This is a genomic window from Mesorhizobium sp. B2-5-3, assembly GCF_006441005.1.
Classification (GTDB): Bacteria; Pseudomonadota; Alphaproteobacteria; order Rhizobiales; family Rhizobiaceae; genus Mesorhizobium.
The window spans coordinates 123,652-144,256 of record NZ_VFUS01000011.1 but is presented as its reverse complement, the minus strand read 5'-3'; the positions used below and the strand labels follow the sequence as shown (position 1 = coordinate 144,256).

20 protein-coding genes, 1 tRNA gene and 1 pseudogene are annotated in these 20,605 nt (G+C 62.0%); 12 read left to right on the top strand and 10 right to left on the bottom strand.

The genetic code is table 11. The annotated features are described in order from the left end of the window. Nucleotides 1-13: 13 nt before the first annotated feature. The 3 genes from FJ867_RS23430 to FJ867_RS23420 all read left to right on the top strand — a co-directional run bounded on the left by FJ867_RS23430 (nt 14) and on the right by FJ867_RS23420 (nt 2,291). On the top strand, nt 14-730 hold the full coding sequence (locus tag FJ867_RS23430) for a Bax inhibitor-1/YccA family protein (protein WP_140498577.1): 717 nt from the start codon (nt 14-16) through the stop codon (nt 728-730). Nucleotides 731-935: 205 nt separating this feature from the next. After that, on the top strand, nt 936-1,820 hold the full coding sequence (locus tag FJ867_RS23425; RefSeq protein WP_140818726.1) for an aldose 1-epimerase family protein: 885 nt from the start codon (nt 936-938) through the stop codon (nt 1,818-1,820). 78 nt (nt 1,821-1,898) lie between these two features. Next, nucleotides 1,899-2,291: a GFA family protein gene (locus FJ867_RS23420; protein ID WP_140498579.1), complete on the top strand. Its 393-nt coding sequence runs from the start codon at nt 1,899-1,901 to the stop codon at nt 2,289-2,291. Nucleotides 2,292-2,339: 48 nt separating this feature from the next. On the opposite strand, the gene FJ867_RS23415 is transcribed toward FJ867_RS23420, so the two are convergent. Continuing rightward, nucleotides 2,340-3,857: a winged helix-turn-helix domain-containing tetratricopeptide repeat protein gene (locus FJ867_RS23415; RefSeq protein ID WP_181167321.1), complete on the bottom strand. Its 1,518-nt coding sequence runs from the start codon at nt 3,855-3,857 to the stop codon at nt 2,340-2,342. A 135-nt stretch (nt 3,858-3,992) separates the two neighbouring features. Here FJ867_RS23415 and FJ867_RS29150 point away from each other — a divergent pair, with 135 nt between their 5' ends. Together FJ867_RS29150 and FJ867_RS23405 are read left to right on the top strand one after the other, a co-directional pair. Beyond that, complete coding sequence (locus FJ867_RS29150) at nt 3,993-4,253, top strand: DUF1127 domain-containing protein (protein WP_348641436.1); 261 nt, start codon at nt 3,993-3,995, stop codon at nt 4,251-4,253. Between the two features lie 358 nt (nt 4,254-4,611). Then, nucleotides 4,612-5,379, top strand: a complete 768-nt coding sequence (locus FJ867_RS23405) for a putative nucleotide-diphospho-sugar transferase (protein WP_210239466.1) — start codon at nt 4,612-4,614, stop codon at nt 5,377-5,379. A gap of 377 nt (nt 5,380-5,756) precedes the next feature. Here the strand turns inward: FJ867_RS23405 and FJ867_RS23400 are convergent, their stop codons facing one another. The 8 genes from FJ867_RS23400 to FJ867_RS23365 form a co-directional block, all read right to left on the bottom strand. After that, entirely contained in the window at nt 5,757-6,242 is a 486-nt protein-coding gene (locus FJ867_RS23400; RefSeq protein ID WP_140498580.1) for a heme-binding protein, read from the bottom strand. A 281-nt stretch (nt 6,243-6,523) separates the two neighbouring features. Further along, complete coding sequence (locus FJ867_RS23395) at nt 6,524-7,345, bottom strand: MBL fold metallo-hydrolase (RefSeq protein ID WP_140632737.1); 822 nt, start codon at nt 7,343-7,345, stop codon at nt 6,524-6,526. Between the two features lie 3 nt (nt 7,346-7,348). Continuing rightward, a complete protein-coding gene (locus FJ867_RS23390; protein WP_140818725.1) occupies nt 7,349-8,143 on the bottom strand; it encodes a TatD family hydrolase in 795 nt (264 codons plus the stop codon). Continuing rightward, entirely contained in the window at nt 8,143-9,696 is a 1,554-nt protein-coding gene (gene metG / locus FJ867_RS23385) for a methionine--tRNA ligase (protein ID WP_140761992.1), read from the bottom strand. Before metG ends, FJ867_RS23390 begins: the two co-directional genes overlap by 1 nt. 83 nt (nt 9,697-9,779) lie before the next feature. Next, nucleotides 9,780-10,835: a DNA polymerase III subunit delta' gene (locus FJ867_RS23380; RefSeq protein ID WP_140818722.1), complete on the bottom strand. Its 1,056-nt coding sequence runs from the start codon at nt 10,833-10,835 to the stop codon at nt 9,780-9,782. Next, nucleotides 10,832-11,506 (bottom strand): dTMP kinase, encoded by a 675-nt coding sequence (tmk, locus tag FJ867_RS23375; RefSeq protein ID WP_140561191.1) that lies wholly within the window; start codon nt 11,504-11,506, stop codon nt 10,832-10,834. The genes FJ867_RS23380 and tmk overlap by 4 nt, the downstream gene beginning before the upstream one ends. 183 nt (nt 11,507-11,689) lie before the next feature. Beyond that, entirely contained in the window at nt 11,690-12,856 is a 1,167-nt protein-coding gene (locus FJ867_RS23370; protein WP_140515404.1) for a D-alanyl-D-alanine carboxypeptidase family protein, read from the bottom strand. An 83-nt stretch (nt 12,857-12,939) separates the two neighbouring features. Then, nucleotides 12,940-14,157, bottom strand: a complete 1,218-nt coding sequence (locus FJ867_RS23365; RefSeq protein WP_140498587.1) for a septal ring lytic transglycosylase RlpA family protein — start codon at nt 14,155-14,157, stop codon at nt 12,940-12,942. Nucleotides 14,158-14,485: 328 nt separating this feature from the next. On the opposite strand from FJ867_RS23365, the gene FJ867_RS23360 reads away from it, so the two are divergent. From FJ867_RS23360 to FJ867_RS23335, 7 genes and pseudogenes are all read left to right on the top strand, one after another. Next, a tRNA-Ser gene (locus tag FJ867_RS23360) sits at nt 14,486-14,575 on the top strand. A 499-nt stretch (nt 14,576-15,074) separates the two neighbouring features. Further along, nucleotides 15,075-15,905, top strand: coding sequence for a glycosyltransferase family 25 protein (locus FJ867_RS23355; RefSeq protein WP_140561196.1), 831 nt, complete (start codon nt 15,075-15,077; stop codon nt 15,903-15,905). A gap of 250 nt (nt 15,906-16,155) precedes the next feature. Further along, nucleotides 16,156-17,350: pseudogene (locus tag FJ867_RS29400) on the top strand (FAD-dependent monooxygenase); the annotation flags it as partial. A gap of 78 nt (nt 17,351-17,428) precedes the next feature. After that, a complete protein-coding gene (locus tag FJ867_RS29395) occupies nt 17,429-17,866 on the top strand; it encodes a hypothetical protein (RefSeq protein WP_348641437.1) in 438 nt (145 codons plus the stop codon). 47 nt (nt 17,867-17,913) lie between these two features. Then, a complete protein-coding gene (locus FJ867_RS23345) occupies nt 17,914-18,612 on the top strand; it encodes a DUF2161 family putative PD-(D/E)XK-type phosphodiesterase (RefSeq protein WP_140525192.1) in 699 nt (232 codons plus the stop codon). 45 nt (nt 18,613-18,657) lie between these two features. Then, the gene (locus FJ867_RS23340; RefSeq protein ID WP_140498595.1) at nt 18,658-19,065 is read left to right on the top strand and encodes a DUF930 domain-containing protein; all 408 of its coding nucleotides are present in this window, start codon (nt 18,658-18,660) and stop codon (nt 19,063-19,065) included. Nucleotides 19,066-19,250: 185 nt separating this feature from the next. Then, nucleotides 19,251-19,937 (top strand): TerC family protein, encoded by a 687-nt coding sequence (locus FJ867_RS23335; protein ID WP_140498596.1) that lies wholly within the window; start codon nt 19,251-19,253, stop codon nt 19,935-19,937. A gap of 29 nt (nt 19,938-19,966) precedes the next feature. On the opposite strand, the gene FJ867_RS23330 is transcribed toward FJ867_RS23335, so the two are convergent. Next, nucleotides 19,967-20,392, bottom strand: a complete 426-nt coding sequence (locus FJ867_RS23330) for a hypothetical protein (protein ID WP_140498597.1) — start codon at nt 20,390-20,392, stop codon at nt 19,967-19,969. Nucleotides 20,393-20,605 lie beyond the last annotated feature (213 nt).

Here is a 20,605-nt window from a genome sequence, read left to right as displayed (position 1 = left end):
AAGGAGAATGCAAATGAACACGCCCAATCTGGGATACCGCGTCGGCGCCGGCGCCCAAAGCGGCGCCCTCTACGACGAGGGCCTGCGCCAGCACATGCTGCGCGTCTACAACTATATGGGCCTCGGCCTCGTGGTCACCGGCCTCGTCGCGTTCATGGTGTCGTCGACGCCCGCGCTCTACGTGCCAATCTTTTCCAGCCCGCTGAAATGGGTGGTGATGCTGGCGCCGCTCGCCTTCGTCCTGCTGTTCTCGTTCAAGATGCAGACGATGTCGGCGGCAAGCGCGCAGGCGATGTTCTGGGCCTTCTGTGCGGTCATGGGTCTGTCGTTGGCCTCCGTCTTCCTGGTTTTCACCGGAACCAGCATCGCGCGCACCTTCTTCATCGCCGCCACCATGTTCGGCGCCACCAGCCTCTACGGCTACACGACCCGGCGTGACCTGACCCAGTTCTCGTCCTTTCTGATCATGGGCCTGATCGGCGTGGTGATTGCCAGCATCGTCAACATCTTTCTCGGCTCGACCGCTTTGCAGTTCGCCATCTCGGTGATCGGCATCGCCGTGTTCATCGGCCTGACCGCCTGGGACACGCAGTCGATCAAGGAACAGTATGCGGAGAACTTCGACGCGGAGTCGCGGCAGAAGCTGGCCGTTTTCGGCGCCTTCTCGCTCTACCTCAACTTCGTCAACATCTTTCAGCTGTTGCTGAACTTCACCGGCGAGCGGGAATAGTCCGAACTGTAGCAGGCAACACCCTGCATCTTGCCGTGGCCGGAGGGAAATCTCCGGCCACTCTTCATTTGAGACGGCGCCTGGCCCACTTGTGCCATCGCACGTTCATCGTGACTGTGTGAAACGCAATGCAAACCGCCGCCTTGAGTTCACGCCTGGCCATTTGCTAGCCTGCCGGCCAAGCAAAGACAAACCGCGAGAACATATGGCACAGGACAGCCAGACACTTCATGGCGACGACATCTCGGCCGTTATAGTCGGGCAGGGGGCCGAACTGGTCTCGCTGCGGGATGCGGATGAGCTGGAGCTTGTGTGGCAGGCCGGACCGGCCTGGCGCCGTCATTCCCCGGTGTTGTTTCCGATCGTCGGCCGGCTGAAGGGCGACCAACTGCGCCATCGCGGCCAGACCTATCCGATGACGCAGCACGGCTTCGCCCGCGATAAGTCGTTTGCCTGGGCGGAGAGGGGTTCTCGGTCCTGCATGCTGGTGCTCACCGACGACGCGGAGACCCGAACGCACTACCCCTTCGCCTTCCGTCTGGCGGTAACCTACACTCTCGACGGCCGGCAGCTTGGCGTCACGTTCGAGATCACCAACACCGGCGACGAGCCGCTACCGGCGTCGATCGGGGCGCACCCGGCATTCAACTGGCCGCTGCTGCCGGACCTGCCCAAGGAGGCCTACCGCCTGACCTTTGCAAAGCCCGAGCATGCGCCGATCCGCCGTCTCAAGGACGGGTTACTGCTGGCGGCAAGGCAGCCGACGCCCATCGAGGGCAACATTCTCGCTTTGTCGGATCGGCTGTTTGACGAGGATGCCTTGATCCTGGACCAGCCTTCCAGCACCGCTGTGCGTTACGGTGCCGATCGTGGTCCGGCGATCGAGATGCATTGGAACGGATTCCGGGAATTGGGCGTCTGGTCAAAGCCGGGCGGCGCGCCATTCCTCTGCATCGAACCCTGGCACGGCCTCGCCAGCCCGGTGGATTTCGATGGCGAATTCGCCGACAAGCCAGGAGTGATGCTGATCGAGCCGGCCGGAAGGCGCGTGCTCGGCTATCGGATCGAACTTCAACCGCAGACGCATTAGCTGAAAGGCTGGCGTCGCGTTCATGGATGGTGGAGTTGTTCGTAAACATCCAGCTCGCTTGATTTGGAGGAATGCAGCATGGACCGATTCACCGGCGGTTGCCTGTGCGGCAACGTCCGAATTGTGGCGACTGGACGCCCATACCGGGTGGGCCTTTGTCACTGTCTCGACTGCCGCAAGCATCACGGGGCGCTTTTTCATGCTTCCGCGATTTTCCCTCAGGATGCGGTGACGATCGATGGCGAAACCCGTGACTACGCCGGGCGGTTCTTCTGTCCCCGTTGCGGCTCGACCATTTTTGGTCGCACCGCCGACGAAATCGAAGTGAACCTGGGATCCCTGGATGCCCCGGACCAACTGACGCCAACGTACGAAAGCTGGATCGTCCGTCGCGAAACCTGGTTGCCGCCGTTTCCGCTCACGAGACGATATGAGCGCGATCGTGACGCCACGGGTCGGTTCGAAGAGTAGGCGGCACGAACGGCGGGAAGGCGCCATGACCAAGGGACCGGCGGCGCTTCAATCCGGAAGGCCGGCCTTGCGGAAGCCATCGACGAAATGGTCGAGCATCGCCGGATCGCGGAAGGGCTCCGTCCAGACCCAATGGCTGGTGGTGAAATGCGGATTGCCGACGAGGAACAGTTCGACTTCCGCGCGCGCCTCGTCGAGCCGGCCGAGCTGCGCGAGGCTGGCCGCCAGGAAGCGGCGTGAGCTGGTGCGGTAAGTCTCGTCCCGGCGCAGTGTCTTGACGGCGGCTTTGTAGTCGCGCGCCGCATATTGCGCCGCGCCGAGCGTCAGATAGTACCAGCTTGCCGGAAACGGGTTGAGCCGGAACGCCTTGCGGATCTGTTCGAGTCCTTCCTCGACCCGCCCGGCCAGCACGGAGATGTCAGACAGTGTCGCCCAGGCATCGGCCTCGTTGGGGTCGAGCTCGAACGCCCTGGCGAACTCGGCATCCGCTTCGGCGAAGTCGCGCTCATAGGCAAGCAGGTTGCCGAGCACCCAGCGGCAGCCGGCGTCGTTGGGATCGATCGCCACCGCCTTGCGCGCCAGCTCCAGGGCAATGTGGCGGTTGGGTTCCACCGGTTCGCCCCAATGCACCCATCCCATCCAGTGGTTCATGGCAAGCCAGCGATAGGCCTCGGCATAGTCCGGATCGAGCGCGACCGCGCGCGTCAGCATCAGATGCGCCTCCCGCGCCGTCTGCGGCGAATCGTCGATCAGCTTGCGCGCCCGCACGCACAGATCGTAGGCCTCGAGAGTCTTGGGCCGATTGCGCGGCGGCGGCGCGCGCAGCCGGCCAAGCAGCGCCTCCACGATCTTGGCCGTCACCTCGTCCTGAACGGCAAAGATATCGTCCAGGCCGCGATCGAAGCGTTCCGCCCACAGGTGATCGCCGCTCGCCGCGTCGACCAGCTGGGCGTTGATGCGCACGCGCCCCGCGGCACGTCTTGCGCTGCCCTCCAGGAGGTAGCGCACGCCAAGCTCCCGGGCGATCTCGCGCACGTCCGCCGCCTTTCCCTTGTAGGCGAAGGTCGAATTGCGCGCGATGACGAACAGACCCGAGGCCCTGGACAGGTCGGTGATCAGGTCTTCGGTCAATCCGTCGGCGAAGGGCTCCTGTTCGGGGTCGTTGCTGAGATTGACGAAGGGGAGCACGGCTATCGACGGTTTGTCGGGCAGCGGCAAAGCTTTTCGGTTCGCGCCATCGAGGGGTTCGACGATCCCCGTGAAGCGGTAGCCGACGCGCGGAACAGTGGTGATCCATTCACCGCCGTCGGCGGACGGACCAAGCAGCTTGCGCAGCTGCGCGATCTGGACGGTGAGATTGCCTTCCTCGACGGCCGTACCCGGCCACGCCGCATCCATCAGCTTGGCCTTGTCGAGGATTTCGCCAGGCCGCCCGACGAGCGCCGCCAACAGCTTCAGCCCGCGGTAGCCGACGGCAACAGGATCATCGTTCCGAAGCAGCGTTCCCGCATCCGGATCAAGCACGAACGGACCGAAGGCAAAGCGCGATCCCTGCATAAGGCGCATCTATAGCCCGTTTGGAACTTTTGAGAACTATTTGGGAGAGCTTAATTACGGCACTGTTCGCATCCGGCACAATTCAACCTCTTTCAGGTCGAGGTCCCAAGTCGAGGACCCACCCTCAAACCATAGGAGGTTGCCATGAACGATACTCTTGCATGGACGCGGTGTCCGACCGTGCGGCCGAGAATGCCTGTAGTGCTGGCGGAAGCGTCGCGTCGGTACTTGGCGACCCTGCGAAGCATTGTCGCGGCCTGGCACGATCGGACCTGGCGCGAGCGGATACGCTTTCGCTGGGAGCTTGAGCGAATGTCGAAGGACAATCCCCATCTGATCCACGACATCGGATTGACGAGACGACAGGTCGAGGCAGAGCTGGCAAAGCCCTTCTGGCAACGGTAGACCGAATGCTGCAACCAGAGCGAGCGGAGCTCATTGAAAGTTCTGGGGTAGGGAGGTTGCCTCGAGAAGCCGGGGGCAAACCAGCAGCGCGTCGCCAGATCCAAAGCACGAACTCGCCGAGGTCATCGACCAGGTGGATCCTTACGGCTGCATCATGGCCGGCGAAATGATCTGGTTGAGCGCAAGGACAGGAGTTCCAGACCGCGGCCTCGGCCCAGCTGGCGCCCCTCGTCAACAAAATGGTTGTGGCCCAATGTTTTCTGCGCCGCTACCGATGACTTTATCGCATTGCGAGGCTATTCGGACTTATTGCTATATGCTTGGCGTCTAAATATTCATATCCTAATAAGGCTTCGCGTTGCTCACCCACATTCTTGATTTGTTCCGGGCCACCAAACACAGGCACCGGGAAATGCTCGCTCCCTTCCCGATAAACCCACAGCCGTCCGGCAACCCGGACAAGGCCGGTGAAATCGTGGCGTTCTTTACGATCAACTCCTTCTATGAGACAGAAGCCGCTCGCATGACCGCGTCAGCGTGGCGTCTTGGCCTTTCTGTCCAAGCCCGGCCATTCGCCGACGCTGGATCCTGGGTGCGCAACGCGAGCCTGAAGCCGACATTCCTTGTCAATATGCGTAGGAGGCTTCAGGGACCGCTGCTGTATGTGGACGTCGACACGGTCTTCCATCATGATCCCTGGCCGGAGCTCGCCGGTTTTGATTGCGACATCGCGGTCTATCGCGAAAGTGGCCGGCTGATGGCTGGAACCATCCTCATCAACGATACGCCGGCTGCTCGCGAGATCCTCGCCTTGTGGAAGAAGCGCAGCGATGAAAACCCGGAAGTCTGGGATCAGGTCGTGCTGCAGGAAATCCTCGACGAAGATCAGGCCTCGGCAAGCCCGCGCTATCGCGAAGGCCAGCTCCCGGCGCCGTTCTGCTGGGTGTTCGACCGCCTTGAGAATGGGAAGCCCGATAAGGTGTATATCGAGCAGCTCCAGGCGAGCCGGGAAATCTATGAGCGGCACGCTCGCGGCAAAGCACGCAGAGGTCTCAACCGTCGGCAGGACCGAGTCCGGACCATTGAGCGCATTCTTGACGAACACAGAGAGCGGCTACGCAGGTAGCCGACGACAGCCATTGCTGCAGCTTCGACGCCCTCGCGGGCGGCGACGAAGCGGCTGCCATGTGGCCCGTGATCTGCAAAGCGTTCATTCCAATTCACCAGTTTAGCAGAACGGGCACCAAAAACCGTGTCAGGAGAGTTGAGGTGGGGAGATTGGCTGCGCACAAGCAGGAGCGACATTCCTACCTTGCCGAAAGTCGCATAAGATAGATTATGGAACTAAGCTTCCAGCTCGGGTCTCAGGATCGGCCGTCGGTTGCCGGTCGAATGCGATCTTACGTCCGCCGGTTCCGGTGTGGAGACAGGGTTCACAGACTGAACCCCGTTCAACGGAGCAGCCCGCCTTGGGCGGGCTGCGTTGGCACATCCTAGGCAAGTTTACTCGGCGGCGCCGATCGCCTTGAGCCCGGCGGCGGCGCATTTGGCGTCGATATCGCCCGAAGGAGCACCGCCGACGCCAATGCCGGCCACCAAGGCATCGCCGAACTTGACCGGCAAGCCGCCAGCCTGGATCACCATGCGAGGATCCATGTCACGCATGCCGTCATTTGCCGGCTTGGAGGCTATGAATTCGGCGAGCCCCGCAGTGTCGCGACCCAAGGCTGCCGCGGTGAAGGCCTTGCCTTCGGCGCTGGATGCGGTGTGTGCGCCGGAATTATCGGCCTTGAGCAGCACTTGCGTCGCGCCGCTCCGCGCCACGATGGCGACGCTGACATTGCTGCCTTCGGCAGCGCAGGCCTCCAGCGCGGCTTGTGCTGCCTTGGTTGCCCGCTCAAGCGGCAAGTAAGGGGCGGTTGGCAATTCCTGCGCTGTGGCAGCGATAGGAGCAAGAAGCGTCACTGTAAGTATGAGTTTGCGAATCATCGGGCCTCTCCTTTCCAACTAACGGGCAAAGGTTAGCGCCTCTTGCTCTCAATGTATATTTTAGGAAGCCATCACATAGACTGCCTGTCAGGCCTGCAATGCAGATCGACAAGCATCCACCGGCCTGACAATGCAATCCTCTTTTGGCATTTTGCAATCTTGAAGCGACAGCGAACTGGCGGCGGCCGTGTGGCGATCCCAGGTGCAGGATCTCGACATCGGACCTGTATCGGCGGCTCGCTGCCAGGCGATCAGTGCCATCCAGCTATGAAGAGAATATTCTATCCGTCTGATCTATAAGGAATTTCAAGCGCCATGCCATCAAATGCCGGCTCGACATTTGCCGGAGTCTCAGCCATCACGGTAGCGTAGTCCAGCGGCCCATGCATATGGGTCAGCACAGCCTGTTTCGGGGCCAGCCGCTCGATCCACTCAAGCGCCTCGCCAAGCGACAGATGGCTCGGGTGCGTCCTGTACTGCAGCGCGTCGATGATCAGGACATCGAGATTACGCAGCCGTTCGGCAGTGGCAGCCGGAAAATCGCTGATGTCGGGGCAATAGGCTAGTCCGCCGATACGGAAGCCGAGCGATATGATGTCGCCATGGACCTGCGGCAGCGGCTCGAGGGTGAGGGCACCGCCCTCGCCTTCGATCACGACGGGCTTTGCGTGATCGATGATATGGGCGTCGACGATCGGCGGATAGGAACTGCCTGGCGGCGTCTCGAAACAGTAGCCGAAGGCCTGGCGCAGCCGCAGCATCGTTGGCTGATCGGCATGGATATCGATCCGCTGCCGCTGGTCGAGCACGAAGCCGCGCAGGTCGTCGATGCCGTGGATGTGGTCGGCATGTGGATGGGTGTAGACGACGGCATCGATGCGCTTGACCGAGGCCATCAGCATCTGCTGGCGGAAATCCGGTCCTGTGTCGATGACGACGGTGGTGCGGGCGCCGCTCTCGGCAATCCGCTCCACAAGGGCTGCCGTGCGCATGCGCCGATTTTTCGGATTTTGCGGATCGCAATTGCCCCAGTCGCCGGTGATGCGCGGCGTGCCCGGTGACGAGCCGCAGCCGAGAATGGTGAGGCGCAGCCGGTCTGTCATCGTTCAGGCGCTTTGCTCGGCGGGGCGCGGCATCTTGCCGAACAGCCGGAAGAAATTATCGGTCGTCAAAGCTGCGATTTCACCTTCGCTGACGCCGATCGTCTCGGCCAGAACCCTGGCCGTGTGCGCGACATAGGCGGGTTCATTGCGCTTGCCGCGAAATGGGATCGGCGCGAGATATGGCGCATCGGTCTCCACCAGCAGCCGGTCGTGCGGCAGGTCGGCGGCTATGGCGCGTATTTCGGGCGAATTCTTGAAGGTCAGGATGCCGGAAAACGAAACATAGCCGCCCAGCGAGACGCCGACCTCGGCCAGCCTGCGTCCCGACGAAAAACAGTGCAGGACGAATGGGAAGGCGCCCTTCCCCGTTTCTTCCTCAAGAATATGAGCCATGTCGTCGTCGGCGTCGCGCGAATGGATGACCAGCGGCAGGCCCGTCTCGCGAGCAGCGGCGATGTGGTTGCGCAAACCCTGCGCCTGCGCATCGCGGGGCGCCTTGTCATAGAAATAGTCGAGCCCGGCCTCGCCGATCGCCACCGCCTTTGGATGAGCGGACAGGCGCACGAGATCCGCCGTCGTCACGTCAAGCTCTTCGGCGGCATTGTGCGGATGGGTTCCGACGGAGCAGTACACTTCGTCGAAAGAATCTGCGATTTCAAGTATTTGCTGAAATCGCTTCACGCGCGTCGAAATGGTTACCATGCGGCCGATCCCGGCGGCCAGGGCACGGGCGACGACGGCCGCCCGTTCCTCGGCGAAGTCCGGAAAATCCAGATGGCAGTGGCTGTCGACGAGCATCAGCCGTTCGCTTCCGGCTGATCGACATAACGCGGAAACACGCCTTCTGGCACAGGCAACGCTCTGCCCGGCACAAGCGCATGGTCGGCGTGGAGATGCACGAAATTGCGCTCGTCTGCCGGCACCGCCAGCAGGTCAAGCAGCTTCGCGGCCGATCCTGGAATAAAGGGTTGGCACAGAATCGCCACGCGCCGGACCACCTCGGCCGTTGTCCACAGCACCGTTTGCATGCGCTCGGGGTTGGTCTTCTTCAGTGCCCAGGGTTCCTGTCCGGCGAAATACCGGTCGGCTTCGGCCACCACGCCGAAGATCGACGCCAGCGCCAGATGGATGCCCTGCTCGGCCATTGCCTTGCGCGCGGCGGCAAGAGCGGCCGCCGCCTGATCGAGGATTGCCTTGTCGGCATCCGTCAGCTCGCCGCGCGTCGGCACCACGCCGCCGCAGTTCTTGGCGATCATCGACAGCGAGCGCTGCGCCAGATTGCCGACGCCGTTGGCAAGGTCGGCATTGGTGCGGTTGACGATCGCTTCGTGGCTGTAGCTGCCGTCCTGGCCGAACGGCACCTCGCGCAGGAAGAAATAGCGCACCTGGTCGAGCCCGTAATGCTCTATCATGGTGAAGGGGTCGATGACGTTGCCGACCGATTTCGACATCTTCTCGCCGCGGTTGAACAGGAAGCCGTGGCCAAAGACGCGCTTCGGCAGCGGAATGCCTGCCGACATCAGGAAGGCCGGCCAGTAGACGGCGTGGAAACGCACGATGTCCTTGCCGATGATGTGCGCATCGGCCGGCCAGAATTTCCAATTATCTGCGTTTTCATCGGGATAGCCGACGCCGGTAATGTAGTTTGTCAGCGCGTCGACCCAGACATACATCACGTGCTTTTCGTCGCCGGGCACCGGCACGCCCCAGTCGAACGTCGTGCGCGAGATCGACAGGTCTTTCAGTCCCGATCTGACGAAGCTCATCACTTCGTTGCGCCGCTCGGCCGGGCCGATGAAATCCGGCTGGCCCTCGTAGAGCGCCAGCAGTTTGTCCTGATAGGCCGAAAGCCGGAAGAAATAGCTTTCCTCCTCGACCCATTCGACCGGCGTTCCTTGCGGGCCATAGCGGATATTGTCGGGACGAACCTCGGTTTCCTCCTCGCCGTAATAAGCTTCGTCACGCACCGAGTACCAGCCGGCATAGCCGCCCTTGTAGATGTCTCCATTGGCAGCCATCGCCTTCCAGATCGCCTGAGAGGCCGCGTAGTGCCGCTCTTCGGTGGTGCGGATGAAATCGTCGTTGGAGGCGTTGAGCACGGTCGCCATGCGCTTGAACTCAGCCGAATTGCGGTCGGCCAGTTCGCGCGCAGAAATGTCTTCCTTCTTCGCCGTCTGCAGCATCTTGATGCCGTGTTCGTCGGTGCCGGTGAGAAAGAAGACCTGCTTGCCGTCGAGCCGCTGAAAGCGGGCCAGCGCATCGGTGGCGATCAATTCGTAGGCATGGCCGATATGCGGCTTGCCATTGGGGTAAGAGATCGCGGTCGTGATGTAGAATGTATCGCGTGACATGAATGAACCGTCATGAATGTCTGAATGGAAGGCGTGGCGGTGGATATCGCATCGGGGTGGCGATTGCCATCCCGAGGGAACCATCACATTCGCATTGCAGACTTCAGGCGGTCGATCATGGTCAAGGCGTGCTGCTTCTTGTCGAGATTGTAGGTATCAGTCTCAGATATAGCGTCCAGCGCCTCATGCCAAGTGTCCGACAGCGTTTTGGCTCGTGCGAGATCGCCGGCCAGCGCCGCCCGGCTCGCCGCATCGGACAACAGATCGAGCGCGCGGCGGTTGAAGATATCGAACTGGATCGCCTGGTCGCGCCCGGCCACGACCTCGGCAAGACGATAGGCGCCGGCGATGTCGCTCTTGCCGGCGCTCACCAGGGCATCCAGCGTCTCGGCGATCTCCAGTCCGCCATACTGCGTCAGAAGGATCGCATTGCGGGCGCTGCCGCCTGCCCGCGTGGCCAGCGCTGCCCGCGCGGCCGGATCGCCCGGCGGCGGCGGCTCGGCAGTTTCCAGCACCGCCATCAGCTCGTCGGCATCGAGCGGCGACAGCCGAACCAATTGGCAGCGCGAGCGGATCGTCGGCAACAGGCTGCCCGGTGCATGGACGATTAGGATGAACAGCGTTCGCGCCGGCGGCTCCTCGAGATTCTTCAGCAAGGCATTGGCTGCATTGGTGTTCATGTCATCGGCCGGATCGACGATCACCACCCGGTAGCTGCCGTCATGCGAAGTCAGCGACAGAAAGCGATTGACCTTGCGGATCTCGTCGACGGTGACGACCGTCTTGAAGTTCTTGGTCTTGTCGTTCAGCGGACGGGTCAGATGCAGCACGCCGGGATGCGCGCCGGTGGCGATCTGGCGAAACAGCGAGGACGCCGGATCGGGAACGGCGAGCGTCTCCGGCGCCTGCTCGAAGGCCGGATGCTTCAGGAGATGATGCGCCAGATGGAAGGCGAGTGTCGCCTTGCCGATGCCGAGCGGTCCGGCGAAGATCAGCGCGTGCGGCAGCTTTCCAGCGCGATAGGCGGCGGCGAGCATGGCCGCGGCCTGCCCGTGCCCGACTAGGCGTGGCGTTTCGGACGGTTCGGGGACGCCGTCCAGCGTGTCATGCTGTTCCGGCGCGATGCGTTCGAAGATCATGCGGGTGCGGTCTGTCTGTTGCGCATGGGCGCCCTCGCCTCCAGTGCCGCGAACACCGTGGCGGTGACGACATTTTCTACCGCATCGGGAGCGGCGGATGCGTCGATCACAACGCAGCGCTCCGGCTCGGCCGCGGCGATCGCCAGGAACGCCTCGCGGCGCGCCTGGTGGATGGCAAGCGTTTCCTTTTCGAAGCGGTCGGGGCCGGCGCCGGCGCCGCGACGCACTGTTGCGCGTCTCAGGCCTTCCGTGGGATCGATGTCGAAGATCAGCGTCATGTCGGGCATCATGCCATTGATGGCGACCTGCTCCAGCGTCTCCATGAACACCGGGTCGAGGCCGCCGGTGACGCCCTGGTAGACGCGCGAGGAATCCAGGAAGCGGTCGCATAGGACAATGGAGCCGCGCTCGACCGCCGGGCGGATGACCTGCTCGACATGGTCGGAGCGCGCCGCGGCGAAAAGCAGCGCTTCCATCTTCGGCCCGAACGGCTCGGCGGCGCCCGAGAGCAGCACATGCCGGACCGCTTCCGCGCCCGGCGAGCCGCCCGGTTCCCGGGTGACGAGGACGTCGTACTTCTTGGCGCGCATCTTTCCCGCCAGCCGCTCGATCTGCGTCGACTTGCCTGCTCCTTCGCCGCCTTCGAAGGTGATGAAAAATCCGCGTGCCAATCGAAAGGCCTTTATCCCTTATTTGAATGGATTCTAGCGCTCTAGATAGTCCGCGTTCGGGAAAACGTCCATGCCGCCGGCGTTATCGTATGTCGCTCAAAAGCGATCTCGGCTGGAGAGAACGACATGCATAAACAAAGACGCTAAAGCGCATTGCGTGAATCCGGTTCAGCGCGACGCGCTTTAGCGGAGCCAGCCGACGGCCAGTTCCTTGACAGCGTCGAGGGCGCGTTGCGGCAGCGTGCCGATGCCGATCGATTCGGCGGCGAAAAGCGGCGTCTCCTGGCTCAGTGTGTCGCCGATCCAGACCCGCAGCACGCCTACCGGCTGCCCCTCCTCCACAGGTGCGGCAACCGGTCCGTCATAGACGATGCTCGCCGTCAGTTTGTCGCGGTTGGCTACCGGCAGGAAGATGGCGATCGGCCCTTTCGCCTTCAGCGTCACGCCGGCCTTAATGCCGCCGAAAACCTGAGCTTGGCCCACCACCTCGTCCTTGGCGAAGATTTGCGTCTTCTCGAAGGAACGGGCACCCCATTCGAGCAGCTTGCGCGCCTCCTCGGCGCGTTCCTTGTCGCTGGCGAGCCCGCTCATCGCCGCGATCACCCGCGCGCCATTGTGGCCGACCGAGCCGACTATGCCAAAGCCGGACACCTCACTGCTGCCGACCGCCAGGCCGTCGGCGCCGATGTCCATCGCCAGCAGCGGGTTGCGATTCCTCTGCGAAATCTTGTTCCAGGTAAAATCCTTCAGGCCGTAGTAGCGATAAAGGTCCGGATACTCGCGCCACAGATGCAAAGCCAGCATTGCCAGCTCGCGCACGCTCGTCTGCTGGCCCTCCGCCGGCAGCCCGGTCGAATTGACGAAAGTCGATTTGGCCAGGCCGATCTGGCGGGCGCGTTCGGTCATCTGCGCGGCGAAATTGTCCTCGGACCCGGCCAAGCCTTCGGCCAGCACGATACAGCCGTCATTGGCCGCCTGCACCGTCACGCCCTGGATCAGGTCCTCGACCCGGACCGCCGATTTGAGCTTGGCAAACATCGTCGACGTTCCCGAAGGGGCGCCGCCCGTGCGCCAGGCGTTTTCACTCACCACGAACGTGTCGTCGAGGGTCAGGCGCCCGGACTTGATGGCGTTGAACACCACTTCCATCGTCATCAGCTTGGCCATCGAGGCCGGCTGTATCGGCTTGTCGGCGTCCTTGGAAAACAACACCGTCCCTGTGTCGGCGTCTATCATGAAGGCCTGGGCTGCCTTGGTCTCGAAAAGCTGCGCGCTGGCGGGCGCGATGCAAAACAGCAGCAGGGCCAATCCCAGAAATCCGGCCAAAGGCGGAAAGACGCGCAACTGCATGAAATCTCGACCCGTTTGCCGGTTCTGGCGCAGCCAAGCTATCAGGGTTTTTTCCGCAGGATCAACCGTGCGGGAAAAATAGATCAGTTGCGCACGGCCAGGGCGTCCGGCGCACCATGCGACCAGGCCGCCTGCAGCAGATCGTCGACGCCGCCATGGCCGTCCGGGTAGAGGTTTACCGCATACCAGTCCTTGCCGTCGAATTCGGAACGCTGGATCTCTATCCTGCCGAAGGGCTCGAGCGCGGCGGCCACGCGTTTTGCCTCGGTGGCGTCATCGAAAGTGCCGGCCGCGACATAGGCCGGCGACGGCGCCTGGGGATTGGCGCTCTTCCATGAGCGCAGGATGTCGGCGGGCGACATGCCGTCGTCGTCAAGTGCGGCAAAGACATCGGCGCTCCGCACGCGCTCGTCGGCATAGGAGAGCGAGGCCACCGAAAACGGCGATTGCGGCGGCAGGCCGATATCCGGACGCTCTGGCACGATCGGACCGAAGTCGGGCAGCGCCAGGTCACCCAACGCCGGCGATTGTGCCGGCACCTGCCCTTGCGGAACCATATCGGAATTCGTCAGCTGACCCGGAAACGGCACGGCGGCAGCACCCACCGGCAGGCTGGGCGACGGTCCGTTCATGGCCACCATGACGCCGGTCGGCAGGCCGTCCGACGGATCCGGTATCCTGTTGCCTGGATGGTAGGAGGCCATCAGATACTGGTCGTCATTGCCGTCGAGCGGCGCGCGGCCAACATATTCCACCTTCACCTCGGCCGTGCCGACATTGGCATAGTCGAGCATCTGGGCGGCGCGTTCCGAGACATCGATGATGCGGCCCTGGTGGTAGGGACCGCGATCATTGACGCGCACGATGACCGAACTGCCGGTCTTGAGATTGGTGACGCGAGCGTAGCTCGGCAGAGGCATGGTCGGGTGCGCCGCCGTCAGATGGCTCATGTCGTAGACTTCGCCGTTGGCGGTCAGCCGTCCATGAAAGGCATCGCCGTACCACGACGCCAGGCCGACCTTGGCATAGTGCTTGTCTTCCTTCGGATAGTACCACTTGCCGCGAACCTGGTAGGGTTTTCCGAGCTGGTCGCGGCCGCCGCCACGCCGCATGAAGGCGACGCGAGGGCTGGCCTTCACGCCATATTCGGTTTCGGCGAAATATTCCTTGGAACGGGTCCTCTTGTGGACCATCCCTTTTGGTTCAGGCTGCGACGCGCAGGCGGCAAGCAAGGCTGCCGACATGGTGAATAGCGCGAAAGCGCAAGCACGGCGTAGACGCGGGCGCGCCGTAGTTTGCATTTTCTGATGTCCCCTACAGTCTCGACCAAAAACGCCGCGGCTTGAACGTCGCAGGAGCCAAAGCTTACCTGACCAATACCAACGACGCCTCGAACCCCTGTCCTTTGTGCGCAGGAATTGTTTATCACGCTATTAATCGATTGTGGCCGGAACCGGGCAAGATTGTGACGCCACCCTGCCCGGCGTCGGCTGCCGGGAAACATGCGGTCCGCGCATGCCGGTTGACAGATCTTTGCCGGGCACACTAGAGCATCAGCGAGATGGCTCTCTTCATTCGCCGCCAGGCTCGAATATCTGATCGAGTGACGTTGGGCGAAGAGATGTCGCTGGAGGGATGGCCGAGCGGTTTAAGGCACCGGTCTTGAAAACCGGCGTGGGCGCAAGTTCACCGTGGGTTCGAATCCCACTCCCTCCGCCATTTGCATAAAAATTTCCGCCGCGTGCAACGCCACCGCGTAATGGTTCAATGCGCTGTTCCTGCGCTGCTGCTCACAGATGGGCGGCCAGCTTGCGACCGCAAAAGTCCGGCTGTTGTGCGGACGTTGGCTGTGGAGGCGACGGATGTTGCTGCGGTACTCGAACAGTTCAAGCTTCGGGAAGTCGTCACAGAGCGCGCGAAAGCCGTCCGCCGTAAGGAAGCCCTTAGGGTTGCGCCACGGGAACGGCGCCCTGCTTTTTGAGGTGTCAGCGCCAAAGCAGCGCAGCAGTTCGTAGTCAATGAAAGTTTCACTCAGAGAGAACGTCTTTCCGTGATCTTCATCAGGTCTGCGAATTCACCGGTAGCACCTTGATTACGACCGTATTTCTTACCGGAGCTGCGTAGGAGCAGCAAGCACCAGTTCGGCTCGCGCTGCCAACGCCTCTGGACCAAACCGAATACCTTGATTTTGTATCAGCAATGAAATAACCGCCCAGCAGTGACTGCAAAAGCCGGGGGGCTTTTCGTGAATTCCTATGTAATTAACCTAGACCGGAGTCCGGCTAGGTCGGGACGGATGTATGAACGCTTTGCGTCGATTGGTTTGGAATTTGAAAGAATTCCGGCGGTTGATGGAAAGTTGCTTAGCGAAAAAAGGATGTCGGACGTTTACCAGCCGGTGCCCGGCGCAGTTTCGCTAACCAAAGAAGAGGTGGGCTGTTTTCTCAGCCACCGACGATGCTGGGAGGAAATTGCTTCGGGCCTCGAGCCGTTTGGCTCCGTTTTCGAGGATGATGTGATCATCTCCTCGCATTTACCTAGATTCGTTGGCAACGACACCAGTTGGATTCCCGTCGACGCCGATATCGTTAAACTAGAGACGGTCCTGGGAAGGGTGTGGCTGGACCGCGTGGTTTCTATGCTACCCGGCGATTTCCGCCTTAGCCTCCTGCGTAGCCTTCACTTCGGGACGGGTGGATACATAATCTCGAAAGCGGCGGCAGAACGGCTGTTAAAGCTGACCGAGCGATTCTCCGATCCCGTAGACCACGTGATGTTTAATCCTGCCTGTGGCGTCGCCAGAGGTCTGAAGACGTATCAAATACTACCTGCGCTCTGCATCCAGTCGTTCCATCTGTATCCGAAAGGATCTGATCTGGTCGACTCGCGCGCGCTTACACAGCACAGCGCCGTGCGATTCCCGGACAATTTGGAAAACATGCCCTGGTTGAAACGGAAAACAATATCGGCGCTCCGGCGCACTTGGCGCTTTCTGCGCCGATATTGGAGAACCGAAATTCCCTTCGCCGACGACCTAAACAGGGCGTGACCCCGACGGCCGAAACGCAAATATGGGCTGTTCGCTGCGGCAATACGGCCGGAGTCGGAATGGCATTCCATTCAAACCGACCGACGGCGAAATTGCCACTAGACGAACGAATCGGACAACGCATCGGGCGGCGCTTCATCGGTTCAAGCCTGAGCGGCCATGATTCCGTTCGGCGTCGGCCGCAACCCCGTCTGTTGCGGATAGCTCACCGCAACGCTATAGAGCCGCTGTCGGAAAAGGCAGACTTGGTTTGGTAAGCCCAAGTCCTTTCGGTAACGAAAGCTCTGGTCTTTGGCCTCCTGCAGGAGATCCCCACGACGAACATCGGACGCTTCTCTCGCGTCCAATCGTTCGTCCGTGTGGTTCTCAAATCCGAGGAACGCTCCGGTCGAACATCGACAAAGGAGCAGTTCATGCACAGCCGCCATCTCGATCCCATGACGTAATAATCGCTGGTGCAGGCCCTGTCGGTCTGTTCCTCGCCTGTGAGTTGCGCCTCGCCGGCCTCTCGGTGCTGGTGCTGGAGCAAGCCGAAGACCCGCACTCCCCGTTGAAGCAGCTTCCGTTCGGGCTGCGCGGCCTCTCGGTGCCCACCATCGAAGCCCTCTACCGTCGCGGTCTGCGGGACGACATCGCCGCTCCACCAAATGCGAGGGATGGGACGGGCAACGGTGGCGCTGCGACTGGCGCGCACTGGCTGGATCAACCGCGCCGTCCGGGTGGCCATTTCGCAGGTATCCAGTTCTTCCACGATGCCATCGACGCCGCGAAATGGCCCTACCGCCTGCCAGGTTCGGCCACCACCGCAATCGCGGTCGAGATGGCGCATCTCAAATCCGTCTTGGCCGCGCGCGCAATCGCAATGGGAGTCGAGATCAGGCGCGGCTTCGGTGTCGAGAACTTCGACCAGACGCGTCACCGTTCGCGCCGGCGGTGAGATTTTTCGCGGATGCTGGCTTATCGGCTGTGACGGCGGGCGCAGCACGGTGCGCAAGGCCGGCGACTTCGCGTTCGTCGGTACCAATCCGGAATTCACCGGCTATTCCGTTCAGATCGAAATGGCCGACCCGGACGGGCTCACGCCCGGCCGCCACTACACGCCGACCGGCATGTACACTTATCAAAAGCCCGGTACCGTCGCGATGGTCGAGTTCGATGGCGGGGCTTTCCACCGAACCCGGCCAATCACCTGCGACCACGTGCAGGCGGTTTTGCGCCGAGTATCCGGCGCGGACCTTACGCTGACGGCCCTCAAACTCGCCGCCACCTGGACGGATCGCGCCCACCAGGCAACGACCTACCGCAAGGGACGAGTGCTGCTTGCCGGCGACGCCGCGCATATCCATTCTCCCTTGGGCGGCCAGGGTCTCAACCTCGGGCTCGGCGACGCGATGAACCTTGGCTGGAAACTGGCCGCCGCCATCCGCGGCGACGCGCCGGACGGTCTGCTCGACAGCTATTTCAGCGAACGCCATCCGGTCGGGGCGCAAATCCTCGACTGGTCGCGCGCCCAGGTCGCGCTCATGCGGCCAAGCCCGGCAACGCGCGCGCTCGAAACCATCATCCGTGACCTGATCGACACGCGCGACGGCGCGACAGACTTCGCCGAACGGGTATGGGGTATTTCTCTTCGCTACGATCCTGGCAGCGGCCACCGGCTGGTCGGGCGCAGTGTTCCCGATTTCGAGCTGAGCGAAGGAAGAAAAATCAGCGAACTCCTCAGCCCGGGCAAGGGCCTGTTCCTTGACTTTGACGCTCGCCCATCGCTTGAAGCGCTTGCAGGCCGCTGGGGCGACCGGATCACCTACGTCGCCGGTAAGGCCAAGGATCAACTGGGCCTGAGCGCCGTGCTCGTGCGCCCCGATGGCTTCGTGGCCTGGGCCGCTGGGGATGACCCCAACCCGGAGGAAGCCGCTCAAGCCGCATCACGATGGTTCGGCGAACCCCGGAAAGGCATGTAGGCCTGCCCCCGAGGCTTTTCGTGCCGAATCGGCTAAGCCTTGAGCCTATGAACGAAACCTCCCTCTACGCGCCGGTGAAGCGGTTTCTCGAAAGCCTGGACTTTGCCGTGAAGGGCGAGATCGGCGGCTGCGACATCGTCGCGCTGCGTGAGGGGGAGCCGCCCGTCGTCGTCATTTGCGAGTTGAAGCTGGCGTTCAATCTCGAACTGGTGCTGCAAGGCGTCGACCGCGCGACCGCCTGCGACGAGGTGTGGCTGGCCGCGCGCATGTCGGCCAGGGGCAAGGGACGCGAGAGCGACGCCCGGTTCCGCAATCTTTGCCGCCGGCTTGGCTTCGGCCTGCTCGGCGTGACGGCGAGCGACCGGGTCGAGGTGCTCCTGAGTCCGGTCACCGTCGCGCCGCGCAAGAACCCACGGCGCCGCTCGCGGCTGGTCGACGAGCACCGCCGGCGCCGCGGCGATCCTGTCGCGGGCGGGGGATCGCGCAATCCCATCATGACAGCATACCGCCAAAGCGCCCTCGCCTGCGCCGCGGCATTGGCCGACGGGCCCAAGCGCCCGCGCGATCTCAAGGCGCTGACGCCGCTTGCGCCGAAAATCCTGCTGCACAATGTCTATGGCTGGTTCGCGCGCGTCGACCGCGGCGTATACGATCTGACCGACGCCGGCCGTGCCTCGCTGATGCGTTGGCCGCAGCCATCGCACGATGAATCCCGACACGGGATTTTGAACGCGCCGAGTGCCTGAGCGCGGGACAACGCCCGGCCCTTTGGTTGATTTTTCAGACAAAATATGCTGCTTGTCCCGCCCATGAAGACACTCTGCACGACGGTCATGGCGTTCTTGACCCTGGCTTTTCCGGCCAACGCCATGGACAGCGCCTTGCGCGCAGGCCTCCTGAAACTCGACCCGCAAACCCGCCTCGAACAGCGCTGTGATGCTGAAGTCCTCGACCGGATCACCCATGACGACCGCAAGTACAAGGCGGATCGGGTGGTCGCTTACGCCTTTGCCACGCCGGTCATGAGCGACGACGCCATTAAGAGCCCGGGAGCCGCCTTCCGCAGCAAGGGGCAATGGTACCGGCTGAAATTCAAGTGCGAGACGGCGCCGGACCATATGGAGGTTTTACAGCTCCGCTACCGCATCGGCGACGAGATTCCAGAGACCGACTGGGCAAAATACAATCTCTACGATTAGGTTTTTCACTGCCGTTTCGACTCGCTCGGCCGCGATTGTCGAATCCCCTCAATGGCGCCGCTGCAACGAAAGCGGTTTTGCGGCGTTGCCCGAAGCGATGTCTTGACGGCAAGGAACCATGCCTTTAGGGCGGGCTGGGCGATCGACAACGAACACTCGGCGAACAGGCAAGGGCTTCCAGGTCGATGGAAATATTTACTGCCGCAGGCTTATCGGCCCTTTTTCAGGTAATCGCGATCGATCTTGCGCTGGCTGGGGACAACGCCATCGTCATCGGCCTTGCGGCGGCCGGCTTGCCGGCCAGTCAGCGCAAACGGGCCATTCTGGTCGGCATCATCGCGGCCACCGTCCTTCGCATTTTCTTCGCCCTGATCACGCAATGGCTGCTGACAATTGGCCCCATGCTCCTCATCGCCGGCGGCCTGCTGCTGCTTTGGGTGTGCTGGAAGATGTGGCGGGAGCTGGGTGTCAGCCACGAGCAGGAGCGCGACGCGACCGAAGCGCTGTCGAATGGCGATTTCGACAAGGATGGGACCATTGCCGGCAAGTCGCCGCGCAAGACCTTCTCGCAGGCCGCCTGGCAGATCGTCATTGCCGACGTCTCCATGTCGCTCGACAATGTCCTGGCCGTGGCGGGAGCGGCCATGAACCATCCGACGGTGCTGATCATCGGCCTCGCTCTGTCGATTGCGCTGATGGGCTTCGCCGCGTCCTTCGTCGCGCGCCTGCTGCACAAATACCGCTGGATCGCCTATATCGGCCTGCTGATCATCCTTTACGTCGCCGTGAAGATGCTTCTCGACGGCGCCGTGCAGCAGTTTCCCGACCAATTCGCTTTCCTGGCGCCATGGTTCGGGTCGAGCGGCCACTGATCTGGAACCCTCGCGCCCGCCGATGTTGGTCAGTTTGAAATTGCAGCGTAGTGGTTCATTCTAATTGGGATTGAACCGGTGCCCATCGGCGCGAAGAAGCACGTCCACCTATATCGCTGGTAAGGATCAAACTTCATATGGGGAATGATCGTTCGATAAAACGTCATTAGACGCTCGCAGATGTGGTATCGATCATCGGGCGCAGCCTGGACACGTTCTCTCGGGATAAACCACTCTGCTTCTTGTGGCTCATTCAAGTAGGTAGGGTGCAGCCTGACAAAATAGCCGTCTTTGGTCATCCTGACATCGTTGGAATCGATGGGGCGGCAATCCTTGTTTCCGCAGCAGTCATAGTGAAGAACGGGATCGGTCTTGCCCGTATACCAACCGTGTGCGTCCGCATCGCCGGGCAGCACAAGCCACGCCAATGCAATATGTCCTAGCAACTGTTTCATGGGACTAGCCCCTCACCATTCTGCCTATAGCATATTAGTGAGTCCTAATCATAGCGCTGAAAGTCGCGTTGACTGGCTGCCATTACCCGGCAATTCGCTTTAAGAGCCGCGAACCAACGGCTTTCGGCTTCTTCGCTTCGATCTGCACAACGAGATCGCCGATGTCGCAGAGCTTGCCTGTTTGCCTGTTCGGGCGAGCCGTGCTATTGCGCC